This is a genomic window from Allobaculum sp. JKK-2023 (genome assembly GCF_034745455.1).
GTDB lineage: Bacteria > Bacillota_I > Bacilli_A > Erysipelotrichales > Erysipelotrichaceae > Allobaculum.
Window position 1 is genome coordinate 1465090 of sequence record NZ_JAYERV010000003.1, and the last position, 20242, is coordinate 1485331.

At 45.7% G+C, this 20242-nt stretch carries 15 protein-coding genes and 6 tRNA genes; 9 read left to right on the plus strand and 12 right to left on the minus strand.

Annotation, left to right across the window (positions count from 1 at the left end):
• Positions 1 to 124: 124 nt before the first annotated feature.
• Both U4956_RS05960 and U4956_RS05965 read right to left on the minus strand, forming a co-directional pair.
• Positions 125 to 1165 carry a DNA/RNA non-specific endonuclease gene (locus U4956_RS05960; RefSeq protein WP_323089646.1) on the minus strand — a complete coding sequence of 347 codons (1041 nt, stop codon included), beginning with the start codon at positions 1163 to 1165 and terminating at the stop codon, positions 125 to 127.
• On the minus strand, positions 1155 to 1556 hold the full coding sequence (locus tag U4956_RS05965; RefSeq protein ID WP_323089647.1) for a hypothetical protein: 402 nt from the start codon (positions 1554 to 1556) through the stop codon (positions 1155 to 1157). Before U4956_RS05965 ends, U4956_RS05960 begins: the two co-directional genes overlap by 11 nt.
• Positions 1557 to 1953: 397 nt before the next feature.
• Between U4956_RS05965 and U4956_RS05970 the strand changes: the two genes are divergently transcribed.
• Positions 1954 to 2430 carry a CBS domain-containing protein gene (locus U4956_RS05970; RefSeq protein ID WP_323089648.1) on the plus strand — a complete coding sequence of 159 codons (477 nt, stop codon included), beginning with the start codon at positions 1954 to 1956 and terminating at the stop codon, positions 2428 to 2430.
• 242 nt (positions 2431 to 2672) lie between these two features.
• Positions 2673 to 3809 (plus strand): hemolysin family protein, encoded by a 1137-nt coding sequence (locus U4956_RS05975; RefSeq protein ID WP_323089649.1) that lies wholly within the window; start codon positions 2673 to 2675, stop codon positions 3807 to 3809.
• A gap of 172 nt (positions 3810 to 3981) precedes the next feature.
• Here the strand turns inward: U4956_RS05975 and U4956_RS05980 are convergent, their stop codons facing one another.
• The 9 genes from U4956_RS05980 to U4956_RS06020 all read right to left on the minus strand — a co-directional run bounded on the left by U4956_RS05980 (position 3982) and on the right by U4956_RS06020 (position 15220).
• Positions 3982 to 4947, minus strand: coding sequence for a hypothetical protein (locus U4956_RS05980; protein ID WP_323089650.1), 966 nt, complete (start codon positions 4945 to 4947; stop codon positions 3982 to 3984).
• A gap of 748 nt (positions 4948 to 5695) precedes the next feature.
• The gene (locus U4956_RS05985; RefSeq protein ID WP_323089651.1) at positions 5696 to 7105 is read right to left on the minus strand and encodes an MATE family efflux transporter; all 1410 of its coding nucleotides are present in this window, start codon (positions 7103 to 7105) and stop codon (positions 5696 to 5698) included.
• A 308-nt stretch (positions 7106 to 7413) separates the two neighbouring features.
• A complete protein-coding gene (locus U4956_RS05990; protein WP_323089652.1) occupies positions 7414 to 8070 on the minus strand; it encodes a glucose-6-phosphate isomerase family protein in 657 nt (218 codons plus the stop codon).
• Positions 8071 to 8074: 4 nt separating this feature from the next.
• Positions 8075 to 8626, minus strand: a complete 552-nt coding sequence (locus tag U4956_RS05995) for a class I SAM-dependent methyltransferase (RefSeq protein WP_323091462.1) — start codon at positions 8624 to 8626, stop codon at positions 8075 to 8077.
• 219 nt (positions 8627 to 8845) lie between these two features.
• Positions 8846 to 9793: a DNA recombination protein RmuC gene (rmuC, locus tag U4956_RS06000; RefSeq protein WP_323089653.1), complete on the minus strand. Its 948-nt coding sequence runs from the start codon at positions 9791 to 9793 to the stop codon at positions 8846 to 8848.
• Positions 9794 to 9844: 51 nt separating this feature from the next.
• Positions 9845 to 11386, minus strand: a complete 1542-nt coding sequence (locus tag U4956_RS06005) for a CCA tRNA nucleotidyltransferase (RefSeq protein ID WP_323089654.1) — start codon at positions 11384 to 11386, stop codon at positions 9845 to 9847.
• Between the two features lie 321 nt (positions 11387 to 11707).
• Positions 11708 to 12505 carry an enhanced serine sensitivity protein SseB C-terminal domain-containing protein gene (locus U4956_RS06010; protein WP_323089655.1) on the minus strand — a complete coding sequence of 266 codons (798 nt, stop codon included), beginning with the start codon at positions 12503 to 12505 and terminating at the stop codon, positions 11708 to 11710.
• Between the two features lie 2 nt (positions 12506 to 12507).
• A complete protein-coding gene (locus U4956_RS06015; RefSeq protein WP_323089656.1) occupies positions 12508 to 13833 on the minus strand; it encodes a TldD/PmbA family protein in 1326 nt (441 codons plus the stop codon).
• Entirely contained in the window at positions 13826 to 15220 is a 1395-nt protein-coding gene (locus tag U4956_RS06020) for a TldD/PmbA family protein (RefSeq protein WP_323089657.1), read from the minus strand. Before U4956_RS06020 ends, U4956_RS06015 begins: the two co-directional genes overlap by 8 nt.
• Before the next feature lie 315 nt (positions 15221 to 15535).
• Between U4956_RS06020 and U4956_RS06025 the strand changes: the two genes are divergently transcribed.
• The 4 genes from U4956_RS06025 (at position 15536) to U4956_RS06040 (ending at position 15866) form a co-directional block, all read left to right on the plus strand.
• Positions 15536 to 15612: transfer RNA gene (locus tag U4956_RS06025), tRNA-Arg, on the plus strand.
• A gap of 10 nt (positions 15613 to 15622) precedes the next feature.
• Positions 15623 to 15699: transfer RNA gene (locus U4956_RS06030), tRNA-Pro, on the plus strand.
• A 12-nt stretch (positions 15700 to 15711) separates the two neighbouring features.
• Positions 15712 to 15788 (plus strand) — tRNA-Met (locus U4956_RS06035).
• Position 15789: 1 nt separating this feature from the next.
• A tRNA-Ile gene (locus U4956_RS06040) sits at positions 15790 to 15866 on the plus strand.
• Positions 15867 to 16601: 735 nt separating this feature from the next.
• Here U4956_RS06040 and U4956_RS06045 read toward each other — a convergent pair.
• Positions 16602 to 17543 (minus strand): transposase, encoded by a 942-nt coding sequence (locus tag U4956_RS06045; RefSeq protein WP_323089658.1) that lies wholly within the window; start codon positions 17541 to 17543, stop codon positions 16602 to 16604.
• A 115-nt stretch (positions 17544 to 17658) separates the two neighbouring features.
• On the opposite strand from U4956_RS06045, the gene U4956_RS06050 reads away from it, so the two are divergent.
• The 3 genes from U4956_RS06050 (at position 17659) to U4956_RS06060 (ending at position 20038) form a co-directional block, all read left to right on the plus strand.
• Positions 17659 to 18897 carry an ISAzo13 family transposase gene (locus U4956_RS06050; RefSeq protein ID WP_323088158.1) on the plus strand — a complete coding sequence of 413 codons (1239 nt, stop codon included), beginning with the start codon at positions 17659 to 17661 and terminating at the stop codon, positions 18895 to 18897.
• 985 nt (positions 18898 to 19882) lie between these two features.
• A tRNA-Met gene (locus U4956_RS06055) sits at positions 19883 to 19959 on the plus strand.
• Between the two features lie 3 nt (positions 19960 to 19962).
• Positions 19963 to 20038: transfer RNA gene (locus tag U4956_RS06060), tRNA-Phe, on the plus strand.
• Positions 20039 to 20242: the final 204 nt, after the last annotated feature.

Here is a 20242-nt window from a genome sequence, read left to right on the forward strand (position 1 = left end):
GTCCTATGGCTGTACGTCTCTTTTCGAGGGGGTCATTTTTTATTTCTTTAAATCTGCTGATATAAATCTGCTGATCAAACGTTTTCGATTCGAATCTCTAAAGACGAATTCGAATCTCTAAAGACTATGGGTTGCACCGTTTGCATGGTTCATAGCCCATGGCTTCGATTTCCGTTTTGGTCATCGTCACATCCTGGCGGTTTTCCGCACTGATATTGGCTGCACTCGGGCAGTCTTGACGATGGTACTTGTGGCTGCTGGTATTGAGTACATAGTTGGCCACGTTTGGATCGGCGGCCTGTGTGCCCTGGCTGGCTGTGGGGTCGCCGGGCTGGTTGTTTCCTGTTGCGTAATCGATGACTACCCCTGGCTGGACATTGTAGGCATAGACACAGAACTCAACCCCTTCTCCCTGGTCTTCTACCGAATACCCTTCAATCAAAGCGCCGCGCGCCACGAGATCATTGCCGGAAAACATTGGCGTTACCCGATACATGACATGGTTGCCCGTTTCTTTGATGTAGTCACGGACCATGTTTTCAAATGGGGTCATACCGTCAATATTGAAAGCGCGGGTGCCCGTCATCAGGTTTTTCGGATTGTCATTCTGCCCGGATAAAGACCAGGCAATTAAGTGGCAGCGGTTGTAAAGATAGCCGCCATCCGTGATGAAATCATAAGGAGTCTGCACCCAGCCGGTTGGCTGAACGCCGGAAATATCTCCGCGTTTTCCTTCCGGCAGAAGTTCCGGACCAAGACTTCCATACGCTAATGTGACCCGGCCAAGGCTGTCCAGATCAAAGAACTGGGCAAACGCGTCACTCGTGATTTCGTTGGCATCAAAATATGGAACGTTATCATGAACGGCGATATAGGGTGCTCCCGAATAGGGCGGAATCTGCTCTAAAGTGAGCGGACCCGAAGCACCCGGTGTTGTCTGAGCAATCGGGGCCTGATCGGTGGATTCAACCGAAGGAAGATCAGATGGGGCAGACGGGCTGCTCGATTCTGGAGGGGCAGCTTCCGTTGTCTGCGAAACAGGCGGGGTAGTTGGTGGGGTTGAATGGTTGGCGGACTTGCTGGAGCAGGCACTCAGGTTGAAAATCAGCCCAAGAGCCAGCAGCGCAGTGAGTCCTTTTTTAAACATTGGTCGTTCAGACCGCATTGCGAACAAGCACCTCCCGCACAATTTCATCGTGTGATGTTCCTTCAAAACTCAGTTCCTCTTCGATCGTAAAATCAGACAAATCCAGGTTCAGCCTTTCATCCGCCGGATAATACACATCCATGAACCGGTAAAGGATAATTTTATTGATTTTTTCTGCCTCTTCGGGCGTTGGGTCATGATCAAACAAAACCCAGTCTTCATCATTTTCCGGCTGCTCTTCACACACGTCCAGACCATACCGGCTGGCCATCCGGCCAAAATAGTCTGTCGCATATAAAGGACCGTCAATTTGCGTTTTCAGATCTTCCATCAATGCGCCATCCCGGCTGGGCGGGCGGTGATTGAAAGCCAGACCATTGCGCTCATCCACAATCAATACTGCATTCATATCCAAATTCCTTTCCTGACAAATTGAGATTCAGGGAAAATTCAGACTGCCGGCTTTTGTCAGCCATCTTTTTTATCACCGCATCTTTTATTGCCGCCTCAAGTTGCACTTCTTGATTTTCCTCCGGCAAAAAAGATCCGTTGAGCCTGTCATTCCAAGAAGCGAAGATGCAGCTTTGCTTCTTTTCCCTGATCTATTTTAACTTTCTTCACTTTCTGTTCATATAGCAGATCATGAATAGTTTTAAATGTAAATATCGTGATGAAACGTTCATTAAAAGTTCAGAAAAGCGGTTTCAATTTTAGAAAACATTAATCTTATTTGGTCGCTTTCCCATATTTAGCTGTTAATTCTTCCGCCAGTCTTGTCTACAATAGAAGATGAAAAGAGGAATTCTATGAACGAAAACGTTGTATTCTTTTTAAAATTCAAGAAAGACCTGCAGTTTTACTATGAATCCCTTTCGCTTTCTGAAGCGCTGAACCTGATGAAAAAACATGGCTTTACAGCGGTTCCAGTCATCAATGCAGCGGGCGAATATGTTGGATCAGTCAGTGAAGGTGACTTTCTCTGGTATATTCTCGAACATGGTTCAGATGCCAGTGTATTGTCCAATACGACTGTTAAAGATCTGATCCGCCCGAACTTCATGCCGGCTGTCAATATCAACATTGAGCTGGATGATCTGCTCAATCAGTCTCTTCACCAGAACTATGTTCCGGTGGTAGATGACCGCGATATCTTTATTGGGATTGTGACCCGGCAGACACTGCTTAAACATTTCGGCCACAAAGCAAAAGATTCTATCCAGGCGATCATTACGCCAACTCTTGATCTCAATTCCAGTCAGGTTCAGATTCAGCTCAAGCGCTAGGATCTGTAGACACTGGATGATATTAAACAGTTAATATTTGATACATAAAGCGGGAATTCCCCGCTTTTTTTCATCCCTGTCAGCCAGACGGTCGGTCTTAGTTCTATCCGGTCCTGAATTTCGTATAATAACTCCAACAGACAAAAACAATTGGATCTGAACTCAATCAAAACAATCTGAAAAGCCGAAGAAACGACCGATCGGATGGTCTTCCAGATCCATCAACATGGAAAGGACACTTTATGAATCTGGTGATTGCTTCCATTGCTGTTTACCTTGTGGGCATGGTTTCCCTGGCCGTGTGGTCATCCCTGCATGCCACCCTCAAGGAGCTTCAAATGGACTTATATATTGGATTGTTTGGCCAGTGGCTGGGATCCATTCTGCTTGCCTTTGGCCTGGCCAAACTTGTCGAACTGCCTCTCAGTCTGCTTTCTGTAATTGGAATCATTTTCGCGGCCAGTCTTCTGGTCGGCTGGCTCGTGCTTCATTTTTTCAAATATCATCCGCTGCCCAAGCGCTTTTGTGATGGGTTTGAAGCCTGCTTCCGGTTTCTGTTTACCTGGTGGCTGGTGGAACCCCCTGCCAACGAACAGGATGAAATCGATCTGCTGCTTGATCCAGCGGCCAAACAGGATTATGAAGATCAGCGCGAAGTACTGGAAAATGCGCTGGATTTAGGGGAAACCACCCTCGATGAGATTTGTACCCATCGCTCCGAAATGGTCTGTCTTTCCATGAAAGATGATCCGGCCAAATGGAAACAGGTCATTCAGGCCAACCGCCATACGTTCTACCCCATTACCAACGAAAGCGGCGATGATATCATCGGTGTTCTGGATACCCGTGACTACTTCCGCCTTCATGGCTTTGGCCAGAAGAATATTATGGAACACTGCGTGGATAAGCCCTTGTTTGCGGCGGAAAACACTACTGCCGACGAGCTGCTTCATATCATGAAAAACCGCCGGACCTACATTGCGATTGTCCTGGATGAATATGGCGGGGTTGTTGGCCTGGTGACGCTTCACGATATTATTGAAGAACTCTTTGGCGAACTGTCGGAAGAAGAAGAAAAACGACAGGCTGAAATTGTCAAACTGCCCAAAGGTGTCTGGCGCATTGCAGGGGAAGCCAATCTGAAAGATGTCGCCAAAGCGCTTGGCATTCCCCTTGAACTGGATGATTTTGAAACCTTCTCTGGCTATGTATTGGGCAGCATTGGGTATATTCCCGAAGATGGCAGCCAATTGGAAGTCAAGATTGGACCATTGATTGTGCAGATCAAACGCATCGCCGGTCATCGAATCCGCCAGGCGCTGGTCAAAATGGAACCTGCGGCTTCTGCTCCTTCTGCTGCCCCTGTAAAAAAGGCCTGACTAAAAAAAATGAAAATGAACTGCTCCCCTCATCTGGCAAGGGGAGTTTTTTGTAAAGGAATGGCCAGAGACAGCAAGAAAACCCGTCATGAAAAAAACCTCCAATCGCAAGATCAGAGGTTTGCAGCAGATATTGGCATAGAGATTGAGTGAGATCTAGCTGGGATCTGGACTAAAATCCAAATACAACAGCATCGTTTGCGGTGTATGGGAAGCTGGTGAAATTATAGGCGTATCCAGATCCGTTTACAGGTTCATAATGAACCATGCGGTTTGTAGTATCGGTAATGCATGTCTGGAAGACGATCCCGTTGTTAGCGCGGGCTCTGGCGATTTCTTCGGTAGAAACGCTGTCATTGGCAACCCAGGTATCGGTCATCTGGTAAACCTGACCATCGACTTCAACGTACTGTGGCAGAGTTGCGATTGTATCGCCATTGATCATACCGGAATGAGCGATGAACCATCCATCCGCCCAGATCCCGATTGATCCGTCAGCTGGAGCAGATCCTGCACCCCATGCAGGAACGTAAGAGATGTGCCAGATCCCATCGTCGCCGATTAAGGAATTGTTCTGGACTGGTTCTACAACTTCAACTGGCTGAGAAACTGGTTCTTCAACAGTAACTGGAGCTGGTGTTGGTTCTACTGGAGTTTCAACCGGCGCAGAAACTGGAGCTGGTGCCACTTCTTCAAAAGCGGTGAAATTTTCTTCCGCAACAGCTGGGGCAGCTGCTGGCTGTTCTGGCTGGGCTGGAGTTTCGACTGGAGCTGGCGTTTCCACTGGGGCTGGAGTTTCGACTGGAGCAGCCTGTTCTTCAACTGGTGCAGAAGCTGGAGCTGCTGGTGTCTGTTCAGAAGCTGGTGCTTTTTCCTGATTTACCTGGGATTCAATTGTGGTTTCGTTGGACTTTTCTGGCGTTTCGATTTCGGCTTTTAAAACTTTCTTGTTTGAAGCAACGGCTGCAACCTTGTTTTCACTGGTATACGCATACCCGGCAACAGCTGGTTCGCTGGATTTCATTACGGCAACTCCGATGATGGCAGCTACGGAGCAGCTGGCTGCAAGTGCGGCAAGTCTGAATGCTTTTGTTCCTTTATTTGACTTTAATGTAGTGGTTTCTGTTGTACGTTTCATGATCTATTCCTCTTGATGCGATTGACGGCATCTGTATTCTCTTATCCTTTTCGAAGAAGAAATGAAGGCTTTCTTTATTTTTTTGAGCCGTTTCTTTATTTCTCCTTAACTCTGTCTTTATTCTATCCTTATGCATCGACTTTGTCCATAAAATTTCCAGTATTTTTATACATTTTTTAAATACTTAAAATTTAAAACTTTTATCGCTTTAAAGAGAGAGTTGAACAACAGATTTAAGATTATAATTTTATTTAATCACTTTTTTCTTCTATGATTTAATAGGATTCTATTCATTTTAAGATATATTTTTAATCTTTTTTAAAGTTATAAACTGTGTCTTCCCTAAAAAAAGTGTAAAGTTTTTTAATATTTTTCTTTATTTCAATATAAGTCTGTCATTAATTTTGAAGTCGAAATAAAGAGCGATCGTTAATTTTATTTTTATGCCATATATCGCCTGATTCTTTACCTTTTCTTTTCGTTTATTCGTTTCCTTATATATTCATTTCTGCATAGAGAAAAGCCGCCTGTTTAGCCGCTTTCAAGTTTCTTTATTCCTCTTTATAAACAGAAGAGATAGTATCCTCTCTTTTTGAATCTTTTGAATCCTATGGAAAGCAACCGCAAAAAGCCGCAAGACACCACAAAAAAAGCCGCCTGCATCTTTCGATACAGACGACATTGGAAATTCGATTCCGCTTCGAACAGGAAAGCAGCTCCAGATCTCAGTCAGAAGCTATTTTGAAAATCAGTCTGTCACTGCTTCTTTTTCAATTTCCTGACTTAAAACCGGATCTTTGACCATGCGGTCCATCTGTCTGAAGGCACCGATGACCATGATGATGGAAACCACAACCGAAGCAAAATCAGCAATTGGCTGAGAGTACAAAATTCCTTCTACACCCCAGAAAATGGGGAAAACGAAGGCCAGCGGCAGATAGAACAGAATCGAACGGCTCAGCGACAGGAAAATTCCTTTAGCCGGCTGGCCGATCGCCGCAAAGAAGTTAGAAGACAGAGCCTGAATTCCCTGGATACAGATCATTGCCATATAAATACGCAGCACTTTGCTTCCAAACTGCAAATAGAGTTCATCCCCATGACCAAACAGTTCGATTAACTGCACTGGGAAAAACTGGAAAACAAGCTCTACACTTGTTCCCAGAATCAGAATGGCGCTCATGGCGAGAAGCAGACACTTTTTGACGCGTTCAAACTGCTGGGCACCATAGTTAAAGCCGATAATCGGCTGGGCACCCTGGGCAAGACCAACCGCAACCGAAATATAGATCCCATTGAGCTTGAAAGCTACACCCGAAGCAGCAATTGGAATGTTTGCTCCATAAACAGAAAGCCCGCCATAGTGTTTGAGCAGGTTGTTGAGGACAATCTGAACGACGAGGATTGCTGCCTGATTCAGGCTGGCTGAAGCCCCAAGCTGACAGATCCGGCCCAGATACTTGCCATGAATTTTGAAGTCATTTCTGCTTAAATGAATCTGCTTGAAACGCGGCAGATAGAACAGGGCAACGATAAAGGTGACAATCTGGCCAAGGATCGTCGCAAAAGCCGCTCCAAACATGCCCCAGCCAAATCCGAAAATAAATAATGGGTCCAGAATGCAGTTGATGATGGCGCCCACGATCATGCACATCATCGAATATTTAGGAGAGCCATCCGCGCGGCATAACTGCGAGATCCCATTGGACGCAATCAAAAAAGGCATACCGATCAGAATCACACGGGAATACTCCAGCGAATACGCATAGTTTTCGGGAGTAGCGCCAAAAGCAGGCAAAAGTTGATTGATCAGCAGTTCGCCAAGAATCATATAGATCACGCCGACTACCGACATGATGGTCAAGCCCGTCCCTGCAGTGCGGGCAGCATCTTCCACTTTGCCCTGTCCTAAATACAGGGAGTAGCAGCTGGCGGCACCAACACCAAACAATAAAGCCAGCGCCAGACCGATGGTGGTAAAGGGGAAGGCAACTGTTGTTGCCCCATTGCCAAGATACCCCATCCCCTGGCCAATAAAGATCTGGTCGACAATGTTATACAGGGAGCTGACCAGCATCGCCACAATGGAGGGCAGCGCAAACTGGAACAGCAAGGATCCGATTTTTCCAGTCCCTAATGGATTGGTCTTTTGTGTCATGAATGTTTCTCCTCTCTTTTTCCTTTTCATCTTCTTCAATCCTGTTTTGTCTTTCTGAGTCCACTGCTGCCAAACATGGCCCCAATGTGACTCAGGCAGAGTAACGTTGTTATTCTTGCTGATTCAAAAGTTTATGTCCAGTCTTTCCAGCAAGTTTTCAAAGATCGGATCATGCAGGAAAAACGCTCATCTTTCCTGCTTTGGAAACCGAAAAAACTGGAACCGAAAAAATCGATTCCAGTTTCCATTCCTTCAAAATTGAGCCTGTGCGCTGATGATCCTGCCAAGATCAGATGGCCGATAACAGACTAATTGTTGATATTTTCACCTGAGTTGCCGCCCAAAAAGTTAAGGATGTCCTCCTCTTCGAGCATGGGGCCGCTTGGTCTTTGTTCATCGACATCCACTAAAATGGCCAGTTCGCCATCGTCATCATAAACATGGCAGGGGAATGGATGATCATCAATCGAATCAAAATCAAAACCGGCATTACTTGGAGTGCATTGAGAGAGCATGAGGGGTTCGTCACCAATGTTGATCAGACGACGGGCAACGCCTGCTGGAACTTTATGGAGGCTGCCCTCTTCAAGTTCTTCGCACCAGCATTCTCCCTCTTTGGACAGGTACATGATCAAACCTTCTCCCTGCATACACAACAGATATTCTTCTGCTTCAGGGTTGGAACGAAAATGGCCTTTCGTGCAAAAATACTGGTCTTTGACCTGGCCAGGATACAGGGTGATATGGCCCCAGTCCAGACGGCCTTCTTTGGGATCGGACTCTTTGACGATGTGTTCATAAATTACCGTCTCCGGGTCCATGTCAGGATCGCTGCGATTGAAATAGTCAGCGTCCTTGTACTTCATGACCATCTCAACAAGATTACTGCCTTTGAGGCGCTCTTGCCAGTGGTGGGTCAGTTCTGACTTCAGAACTGGGATGGGATTTTTGGATTGTTCTTTCATAGCGCTACACCTGTGGAACAGCGCGGGGGATATGTCGTTTTTCTATACATAACAAGCTCGGACTGTTCGATTTAAAAGGATGAGAAATATACGTTGTCTCAAGTCCATCCTGAGACTTCAGCCATTGAAAAATCGTTTCCTGCTCCTGCACGCCATCAGGATGCGGATAAAAAACGAGCGCGATGCGCCCTTTGATTCGAAGCAGTTCAATGGCGGACTGAACAGCTTTCAGAGAACTGGAAGACTTGGTTGCTACACCTTCTAGAGTATGAGGGTCATAGCCAAAATTAAAGACAACCGCGTCGACTCTGCCCTTTAAAGATTTCAGATCTTCTCCCATCTGATCGTGGCTTTTGCCCCAGGCGTGCAGACGGGGATCATCAATCTCTTTCACGGCATTTTCCAGCAGGCCAGGCTGAATTTCATAGGCGAACACCTGTCTGGCCTTGTGATCCAGAAAAAAGCGGCTGTCGCGTCCGTATCCGAGGGTGCCATCAATGCAGATCGCCTGAGGATGCAGGACGGGTTCTAAAAAATCGTGGGAGAGCTCACTCATCGGTTTCAATTGAAATGCACTCTCCTTTCAGTAATCATTAAATCCCTGTCTGGTTGACAGGATCATTAATATATTAACGCGAGTGATGAACTATTCCATGTATTGTGAACGAAAATTCGATTCACCTTCAATAAAAAAAGGCGAAATCCGCCTTTGATGAAACAGGCCGCCTTTCGGCTTACATTCGCCTTTATTCATTGTATATATAATCTTTTATTATCAAAAAAATTGATCTGCATTCAGGTCAGCAGTATCCGGATTGGATAATTCATCCAGACTATTGAGCAGTTTGCGGCTCTGTCTGGTCAGTTCAGCTGCCTGCTTTTCCAGCGTCTGTTCCGTGCGGGAAATCTTCTCGCAGCCTGCCAGCATGCTTTGGGCCTGCATCTCGAGACTTTCCAGACGCACTTCCAGATTCTCCAGTGATTTTGCCCGATAGAAATTCCGGGTCGATGCCAGCAGCGTAAACACGACACCAGAAAGGGTGGTTGGAGAGACAAGCATGACATGGCGTGATAAGGCATAGTCCATCAGATCTGAACCTTCCGAACAAAGCCAGGCAAAGACGCCTTCATTTGGAATAAACAGAATGGCCTCATCCAAGGTTTCTTCATTGATGTATTTATCCGCAACGTCGCCAATGTGCTTTTTGATGTTCCGGCGCAGTTCTTTTTCATACGCATCGGCTGATTCAGGTTCAGAAGTCATCCTGACATAGTTTTCCATTGGAAATTTCGAGTCGATGCAAAGCACCTGATCGGTTCCCGGCAGATGGAAGGCACCATCACTGATTTTTCCATTTTTGAGATGGTACTGGCTGGAGTAGATAAAGGGACTGTCGCCAAGACAAGTCCGGACGAGATGATCGAGCTGGTACTCACCCCACGTTCCACGGTGTTTCGCATTGGTCATGACCCGGGTAATTGAGGAGACCTGACTGGCCATGGACTGGGTCGTATTCAAGCTGGTCAAAGACTGATTGCTGAGGGCGTCCATTTTGGCAGCCATCACCCGCGTCAGCTCGAGGGCGCGATGGGTCAGTTCTCTTTCCTGCTGCGCTCTTTTTTCCACCCGTTCCTGGCGGTTGAGCAGATACCACAGACCCATACAGATCACGGCAAGCAGCAGAATGGTTAAAACAAGTAAAACAATCAATAAGATATTCACAACGGTTTAAATTCCCTTCTTTTTTGGTCTGATTTCTTTTCAGAATTCCTTTCAAGCGTTGTTTTGCCCTGATCCTTCTTTCTTCGAATGGGGGCATTCTTCCTTTTTCCGGTCAGCCTGAGTTGCGGCTTCTTCCTGAATCAGCCTGTGTGCGATCTGAGTCAGCAGGTTGAGCTGAGCCTGGCGGGTATCGAGTCCAGGGCGTAAGATCACTTCTTTTAAGACAGCCTCCAGAGCCTTCGAAATCTGTACTCCCTGGAGTTTTGTCGTTTCCAATACATCCCGGCCATTGATTTTGAGCTGATTTAAAGCCAGCGGATGTTTGTTTTTTTCGGCTTCATAAAAGGTTCTGAAAGCTTCCAGGCTTGCCAGCCGATCATGCGTTGCATGGGCCATAATGTCGCCGTACTGCACATCAAAAAGCTTTTCCACCATCTCATCCGGCCAGCCTTTTAAAACCCGCAGTTTATAAAGGTTTTTCAGGTTTGGTTTGTAAAACGTATCGTGATAACGGACGAGCTGGACAATCTGTTCACTCATCTTGCGGGACAGTTTTAAGACTTTCACCACCCGGCGGGCAATCTTTTCCGATTCCACTTCATGGCGTTTGAAATGATCATGGCCATCATAAAATTCATGGGTGGCGGGCTTGCCGGTATCATGCAAAAGCAAAGCCCACGCACTGGCCGGATCTTTAGTCGGCAGATTTTTCAGGGCATCAATCGTATGATGCAAAACATCGGTATAGTGATAGACCGAGTTCTGTTCGGTATGGAGCATGACTTCCAGCTCTGGAATCCACGGTTTGAGTAATGCCGTCATCTGATCCAGGATTTGGGGAGAGTTGAGCAAAATCTCCTCCACTTCGGGGACAGTCCGCTCGACGGCTACGTTGGAAATACTCGGGGCAAGCTTATCGATGGCTTCTTTGGTCTTTGGATCCAGCTTAAAGCCATAGCGGCCCGCAAACCGGAAAGCACGAAGCATCCGCAGGGCATCTTCTTCAAAGCGGCGCATTGGATCACCAACAGCCCGGATGATCCCCTGTTCAAGGTCTTTCTGGCCGCCGAAGGGATCCACCAGACCTGTTTTCGGGTTCCAGGCCATGGCATTGATGGTAAAGTCGCGACGGGCGAGATCCTCTTCAAGATCCGTAACAAAGTCAACGGAATCGGGATGGCGATGATCCTGATACTGGCCTTCTTTGCGAAAGGTGGTGACTTCCATTGGACCATCTTCGGTCATGACGGTAATGGTGCCATGGGCAATGCCAGTCGGAATCGTCTTTTCAAAAAGGGCTTGCACTTTTTCTGGTCTGGCGCTGGTGGTCAGATCATAATCGTGGGGTTTCTTGCCAAGTCTTGCATCCCGTACGCAGCCACCAACCAGGTATGCCTGCTCGCCATGATCTTCCAGTGTTTCCATCACCTGCCTGATTCCCTGAGGCAGATCTGGAAACAAATTGAAAGAATCCGATATTGCTTTTATTGCTCTTTTTTCGTTCTCTTCTTTCTTTTCATCCCGTTTCGCAGCTGAACTTAGCTTGGTGTCTGTTTCTGGGTTCAGTTCTTTGCGGGTATTTTGATTCATCATGAATCCCACTCCTTTTGATCTGTTCGCTGCCTGGCTATAGATTTCTTGTCTTTGTGCCGACAGCTTGTTTGTTCATTGTTTCTTTCTCGTGTTTCTTTCTGGGGTTTCTGGCTCTCCAGGCTTCAGAATGTCTGCCTCTATTCTGTAGATATTTTTTGTGATGCTGACTCTTATTTGCATCGAATCTTTCAAAAAAAGTCTCCACTCCCCTACAGGAGCAGAGACTGAATGGACATCCTTCTTGACGTTCAGGATCTTTCTTCTTGAATCTTCTGGATCTGTTCGAATATGGCTCTAAATCCAATCCAATCAGATTCGATCTTAGTGGAACATCTTGGTGTAGATGGGCTGAGAGGTCTTTTTGATGTCCCGACCCAGTTTTGTGTCCGCAAACATGAATTCGATATCTTTTCCGCCAGCTGCTGGTTTGATCATTTCGCTTAAACGGGTAAAGATGCCGGTATCTTTTTCGGCTGCATCCACCAGGATAAACCAGTGCACTTTGGCATCTTCTGGTTTTTCGACTGGTTTGTCTGTTTCCAGACGCTCTTTGAGGTAGATGGCTTCGATGGCTGGATCGTGGAATCCACCGGAAATCAGGGCGGCTTCCATATCCTGCAAATCGCCTTCCGGATTTCTCAGATACAGATTCTGGCCGCTGTTGATTTCCTGCTGACGCAATGGGGAGCGGTAGGCCTTTAAGAAATTCTGGATGAATTCGGTTGGGAAAGGCACATCCGCACCGGCCGGATCAACGACAACGCCTGTAATATCCTGTTTGGCTTTTAAAAGCATTGGCATGTACTGATCCATGCTCATGACTACACAATTGGTGCCTTTTTCACCATACAGTTTTTTCACTTCTTCAACAGAAGTAAAGAACGGGAACAGACGGACACCGTTTTCGTTGGTCACAACCATTGGCGCTACTTTTGTATCCGGACTGAAGTGCATTTTTCCCTGTTCATCGGTTGTTGGTTCTTTGTCCCATTTCGCCGGGATCATAATTTTCGTATCGACAAGCGCCTGAGCGGCCTTGACGAGATTTTCATCACTGCCATCAGCACGGAAGTTTTCCAATGCCTTGCGCAGAATATCGTTATCAAACGCAAATTCCATGTTTATTCATTTCCTCCAATTGAAACTTCTTTAAAAAGAATAGCCGGGGCGCAGACATTGCGGGTTTCCCATTTCAGATCGTTGCCAACAGCGACGACATTGTTCATCAGTTCGATGAAGTTGCCAGCAACTGTAATCAGCGTCAGCGGGCGGACTTTCCGGCCATTTTCAACCAGGTAGCCCTGGGCCTGTAAAGAGAAGTTGGTGCTGACAAAATCAACACCAGCGTGCATGCCGCCAAGATCAGTGATGATGACTCCATCGCCCATCTGTTCAATCAGCTGGTCCATGCTTTCGTCCCCTGGCTGGATATACAGGTTCATTGGAGAGACATCGGTTGCACCGGCCCCACTTTTGAAGCCATTACCGGTCGACTCGGTGTTCATTTTTAAAGCAGATTTGGTGTTATGCAGAATTGTTTCGAAAACACCATGATCCACAACCGTTTTTGTGTAGGTTGGATGACCTTCATCATCATAGTTCTGTAAGAACAGAGCATCCAGATTTCGAGGGTCATCAATGATTGTAATTTTGTCGGAGAAGATTTTCTCATGCAGTTTGTCGGTGAGCGGAGAAATTCCCTTGGCGATCAGTGAGCCGGAGAACATGGCAGAAAAGCAGCTGAATAAAGTGGACATGGTCTCATAATTAAAAATAACCGGGCAAAGTCTGCTGGCCGCAGAACGAGCATGCAGATGCGAAGAAACTTTGTCGATCAGTTCTGTGACAAAAGCATCCTGATCAAAGTCATCAAGATTTTCAATCAGTTTCACCAGATATCCATCACGCAGATCCTCACCATCGACCATAGTGACAGCCGCCACAACAGCCTGCATGCCGGAATGATCCTGCACGTTAACGCCTAAGGAATTGGTCAGTTCACTGAATGTGCTGGCACTTTCAAAAGCGACCTGGTTGACCATGCGCACCCGATCATCCGCAGCGAGCAGTTTCTTTTCCACAGAAGAGAGTACGTCCAGAATCTGGGCAGAGTCGGGTTCAATCCAGTGTTTGGTGGATTTCACTTCTTTGGTCTCCATTGGGCCGACGAAAATATCTTTTTCAGACTCGGAGACTTCTTTGGCAGCTGTAATCAGCTGACCGAGCACTTCATCCATCTTTTCGTCTTCCACTTTTTCAAGGGAAGTCGAAACGATCTTGCCGCCAATCAGAGCGCGCAGTGAAGTGGACAGAATCCGGGAAGTGACAAAAGAGTCCAGCTGGCCTTCAAACCAGTTCATTTCGCGCGAACGGGACTTGACCTGGGTAATTTCCAGACCTTCGATCTTCAACTCTCTGGCGCGATCGATCCATTGCTGCTTATTCATGATCAGTGCCTCCTACGGTGATGGATTTAACCCGGATCGCCGGCTGGCCGACATTGGTTGGAACGGAACCGGAAACCGATCCGCACATTCCCTGGGCCAGTTCAAGGTTATCGGAAACCATATCGATATTTTTCAGGATTTCAGCCCCGCTGCCAATTAACATGGCCCCGATGACTGGATCTGTGACTTTGCCATCTTCAATCAGATAGCCTTCGTTGACACCAAAGTTGAATTCACCGGTATTTGGATTGACGGATCCGCCGCCCATTGACTTGCAGTAAAGACCAAACTTGATGTCTTTGAACATATCTTCTTTTTTATCCGTACCCGGGGCAATAAAGGTATTGCTCATCCGGCTGGTTGGTTCGAATTTATAGGATTCACGACGACCCGAACCGGAAGATGGGGTATCCATGCGGCGGCCGTTGAGACGGTCAACCATGTATTGCGTCAGGACGCCATCCTTGATCAGGATCCGCTTTTGCTGCGGATTGCCTTCATCATCCATATTCTGAGAACCCCACTGACCGGGCATTGTGCCATCGTCATAGGCGGTGACTTTTTCAGAGGCGATCATTTCGCCTTTTTTATTGGCAAAGACAGACATATTCTTGGCAACTGCGGTTGCTTCCAGTGAGTGGCCGCAGGATTCATGGAAAATAACACCGCCAAAACCATTATCGATAATGACGGGCATCACGCCGCTTGGCGCCTTTTTGGCTCGTAAGAGAACCTGAGCCACTCTGGCAGCTTCCTGACCCGCTTTATACGGAGCATGTTCGCCGACAAAATATTCAAGTCCCTGGCTGGCCCCTGGGGCAGAACCGGAAGACTGGACATTGGTTCCTTCTTTGGCAAAAGCAGTCACACGTAAACGGGAACGTTTGCGCACATCGCCTTTGAGCAGACCTTCTGTATTGGCAACCTGGACTTCCTGGTGGATACTGGAAAGGCCGGCCGTAGCCTTGAAGATCTTTTCTCCGGCATCACGGGCACCCTTGATCGCTTCGCTGATCATGCCGATTTTGACTTCATCTTCACTTTCGAAAGGATCAATTTCAACTGGCGAGATATTTTCAGCCATTGTTTTTTCATTGAGAACAATGACTGGTCCATCTTCTTCTTTTCCGATTGCATCGCGCAGGTCATTGATGATCTCTTCGAGTGATTTTTCATCCATTTCATTGGTGTAGCCATAAACAGATGAGTTGCCTTTATAAAGACGAATACCAGCTCCGGCTCTGATGGTGCGGTTGATATCTTCTACATCGTCATTGACCATGGAGATGGATTCGCTTTTCGTTTCTTCTTCAAAAATCTCTGCAAAGTCAGCCTTGGATTTCATGGCCAGGGTCAGCAAAGATTCGAGTTGTTTTTTACTGAGCATTTTTTCACCTCATTCTAATCTCTAAGTATAGCAAATCCTTCATATAATCCATAGCAGCCCGCGGTAACGATACCATTTCCTTTTTTTGAACAGCTGGACAGCGCCGCCAAAAAATATTTAAATTTTTGAAGAGTTTTACTTTCCTTTTGGGCGGGGGATGTGGTATAAATTTCGTGTTGCTTGAGACGGACGTCAGTCCTGGTCAGGTAATCTTATTCATCTTCGTTTCCTTCAAAATCTAAGTTGAAAAAATCCTTAAATTTCCGCTTGCATTTCGAAACAGAAACGAGTAAGATGATTAAGCAATCGCGGCATGCGCCATTAGCTCAATTGGATAGAGCGTCTGACTACGGATCAGAAGGTTGTGGGTTCGACTCCTGCATGGCGCGCCATTTTATAAGTCGGGACGTAGCACAGCTTGGTAGTGCACCTGGTTTGGGACCAGGGGGTCGCAGGTTCGAATCCTGTCGTCCCGACCATTTTTTGTTTCTGGCTGGATAGCTTAGTTGGCTAGAGCATCCGGTTCATACCCGGAAGGTCGTGAGTTCGAGTCTCACTCCCGCCACCATGGACCCTTAGCGCAGTTGGTAAGAGCTGCCGGCTCATAACCGGTTGGTCGCGGGTTCGAATCCTGCAGGGTCCACCACTGAAACCAAAAACAAATCCCAATGCTGGGATTTTTTTTGTGGGCCAATGAGAGAAGTGATTTATGGGATCCCTTCTCTTTCCGGCATGTGCTTTTGGCATTCTGCTGGTTTGTTTCCATTTTTTGGTTTTCTTGTTTTGATCAGGATGATTCGGATAGCTGATTGTAGCTCGTCATCTTTCAGGGTTTTCCATGTCAAAATAAGAAGAAGCGGCAGCTTTCATTTTCTGGAAGCTGCCGCTTTTTTTATCCTCGGTTTTTTCGCCGCCAGAGTCTCGAAAAACAATTTTACAAATCCCTTTTTCCATCAGACTTTTCAACAAGCCCCAGAAAATCTCTTCTCTTTTTGAATAGCCACACGAAATTTTCACCTCATCTGATCCAAAACGATCCTATTGTCTTTTCGGCTTCTTCCTTCCTAATTCTTTTCAGCTCCCTTTGCCGTCAGCCTTCAGGTCATAAGAAACGCATGATTTGATACACCCGAACTGGAACCCAATGTCATTTAGCTAGAAAAATATGACCTCAAACTTTGTATAAAAATCAAAGACAAAGTGGATGATAGGAATAGAATTTGCTGCTGATTATATCCATATGCACCAACCAAGCACAAAATATACTGATTGATTTGGCTGTATTCATCAAAATAGGTGCACTAAAAACAACCCTTCGATAAGAGCCGTTTTTAAGAATTGTATGGGTGGTTTGTATCAATAAGATGCGCATATAATGCACTTATCGATAGGTGAACCATATCAAACGATTGGGATGGAGATTTCGCTTGAAGCTCCTTTCCGGCCGAACGGGCAGTTTTTCTCTTAGCAGCTCCTCGGTCAGAGCTTGAAACTCCGCTTTTGTAATTTGACAGATTGTTCGTTTTTTCGTCCATTTCGGAGTAAACGTATTCCTGACAGCCCGTATCGCCTTAGTTGTATTGATTTGGTATTCATAAGTTGTCTGCTTCTCTTCTTTATTATCTGATTGAGATGATTCAAGAACACACTTTTTGATCTCGGAAACCAGATTGTAGAAGATAAGGGATGAATAAATCTCCTGAATGATGTATTCTGCTTTTATCGAGTGGATACGTTTCATTCCTATTCCATATTTAAGCCAGGAGAAACTCTGCTCGATTCGCCACCTTAGGTGGTAAATAAATCCAAGAGCCTCCGGAGGAAATTCTGCTTCATCCAGATTGGTAATCAGTCCTTCCCAGACGTTGTCGCCAATCTCGATAGCTACCACCCTGCAGTCAAAATCAATAAATTCAGATTCTTGATCAATCTGTCTCATTGATTTTTTGACCAGGTATTTCATCTGGGGGTTTTCTTTTTCCTCTTTTCTTTGGTGGTGGGTAAGAATGCGGCTGATCTGCTGGTCTTCTGTATGGTCAAGCTGTGTATAAGTCAGGCAGCTATACTCTCGTTCTTTCATACGTATGAGGTATTTGTGCCCTAAGGATTCAATAAGCTTACACAATGGATAAGAAAAATACCCTCTGTCCATGACAAAGAGAAATGTCTCGCCAGGATAAGCTTCGTGAATCTCCTTGACCATTTTCATAGCAGCGGCCCGTTCGTCTTTGGACCTCTGGTCTTGAGTGACGATGGCTAGATATTTGTCATTAAGGAACTTCGTAAAAGTAATTCCATATTTAATGCTACACATAATTCCCATAATTGATTTTCTCAGTCCGACCGAATCCACTGAGACAAAACTGTGTTTCTGATTTTAGCTTCCATTCGTTCTATACTTTAACCGAAGAACTCGTTTTCCTTTGGAGGTATGGATAATGAAGAAAGCCTACGAACCCAGTGATGAAGTTAATTACTACCTTGAATTCTACAATGCCATGCAGGACAGCTTTGATGAACCAACAAATCGAAAAGCTCTTGCCTGGATCTGCGAAAAGTGTGGATACGGAACTCAGCACTATGTCCAGACCGTTACCCATACTGACCCTAAAACGATTGAGCGGGGCAGAAAAGAACTTCATGGGGAGGTTCCAACTCCAGAGCAGGGACGCCAAAGGCTCAAGGGATCAGGCCGTAAAACAGTCATAGACCATCACCCAGAGATTTTGGATGACCTTCATATGATCATTGACGACCATACCTATGGCAATCCGATGAATCCATTGTCATGGACCACTCTTTCTGAATCCAAAATTTCCGAAAAATTCATGGAAGAATATCAGATTTCTGTCTCCCCTTCTGAAGTTGGCATTCTCCTTGAAAAAGAAGGATATAGCCGTCAGAACAACAAGAAGATGCTTCAGGCAGGCAAACCGCATCCAAACCGTGATGAACAGTTTCAGACGATTAACGCGACCGTCAAAGAATTCCTTGACGCGGGGGACCCAGTCATCTCCGTAGATACAAAGAAGAAAGAGAACCTTGGCAATTTTAAAAATAACGGTACGGAATACCGGCCGGCTCATGATCCCAGACTTGTTTTGGACCATGACTTTCTGGATAAAGAACTTGGAAAGGTCAATCCTTATGGGGTCTATCTTCTCAATAACAATACAGGGTTTGTAAATCTGGGAACAGATCACGATACGAGTGATTTTGCCATAGAAAGTATCCGCAGATGGTGGAATACTGTCGGAAAACCGACCTTTCCAAATGCAAAGCGCCTATACATCAACTGTGATGGTGGAGGAAGCAACGGAAGCAGATGCCGTTTATGGAAAGAAGATCTGGCTAAACTCGCTGAAGAAACAGGACTGGAGATCTGGGTCAGCCATTTTCCTCCTGGAACAAGCAAGTGGAACAAGGTCGAACATCGGCTGTTTTGTTATATCACCCGAAACTGGGAGGGCAAACCGCTTTATGATATCGAGACAGTAGTTGAGCTTATCAGCTCAACAACGACAAAAACCGGACTGAAGGTTAAATGCGTTGTAGACGATCACGAATATCCAATTGGCAAAAAGGTATCGGATGAGGAAATGTCCAAAATCGACATCACACATTTCGGGAATGAAGCACATTGGAATTATATAATCAAGGGGCTTAAGTCTGAATAAATTGGGATTTATTTTTACGCAGTTCCTAAGTACGTCATAGGCAGCGTTAATGTGAATACCGGCCCGGATGATGGTTTCCTTGTTCTTGGCATAAATGATGTAGTCAGGTTCATCTTCATTTGGCGCAACAGGTTCATTGGTTCCATCAAAGGCTATTACCCTTAGCCCTTTATATTTTTTATCCATGTAACAAAGTGCCAATGTGGCTTTGTGCAGTGCTGAAAATACGCTGACTGGAGTCTTGGCTTTTGTCTGAACAAGTGCCGAAGCAGATGGTCTTACACTGCCCATGCCGAAATAGTGCATGGATAAATCGGAGAGTGTTGATCCATTCCCGATAATGGATGTATTCAGGAAATGGAACAAGTTTATTTTTGATGATCGATAATGACTTCGTGAGAAAGCTCCTGTTTGAGAAGCAAGAATCTTCTCCTGTTTGTGGGCAAATTCCTCAAGGAATTTCATGAATCTTTGATAAATCACGGACGGCGAAGTAACTTTAGTTGCCATATTTTCCTCCTTATAAAGTTATGTTTTCAACGTGATAAGGATTAAATTAGACAATTATAGAGTTGTTGTCAAAGCTAATTTTCGTTAAACCAGAAAATATAAAATCCACCATCTGTGCACGGATGGTGGACAATACTAACTATCAAAAACTAAGCTAAATGACATTGAACTGGAACCTATAAAAAAAATAGAAGCAGACTGAAAAATCAAAGCCGTATATTCCTTGCCTGCTTATCTACAAAAGGAGCGGCTGAACAAGTTCCACAGCCACCTTAAATCAAAACTTTTTTGAAAAAAATTTGATTTAGGACTTTCCTTTTGGAAGAGTTCTGTTATTATATTTAAGCGCCAAGGCGCTAGCCGATTCCAAACATTCTGATTCAGACATCAGAATGCTGGTTCAAATCAATCAGAAAAAAAATTAAAATTTCCGCTTGCAATTTGAATCTGAATCAGTTAACATAATAAAGCACATCGCGGGATAGAGCAGTCTGGTAGCTCGTCGGGCTCATAACCCGGAGGTCGTTGGTTCAAATCCTTCTCCCGCAACCATGTGGTCTCTTAGCTCAGTAGGTAGAGCAAAGGACTGAAAATCCTTGTGTCGTTGGTTCGATTCCGACAGAGACCACCATTTTGAAAGCACAGCACGGTGAATGCCGTGCTTTTTTATTGTTCATTTTTCCCTCTTGCCAGCCTGTTGACGCTGTAGGAGATAACCCATCATCAAACAAAAACAGCCGCGCTGGACGGCTGCTCATTCAAAACCAGAGACCAAGTCTGTTCAGGCCTGGACTCTGATTTTTAAAAAACAATCTCTGTATCTGTTTTTTCAGAC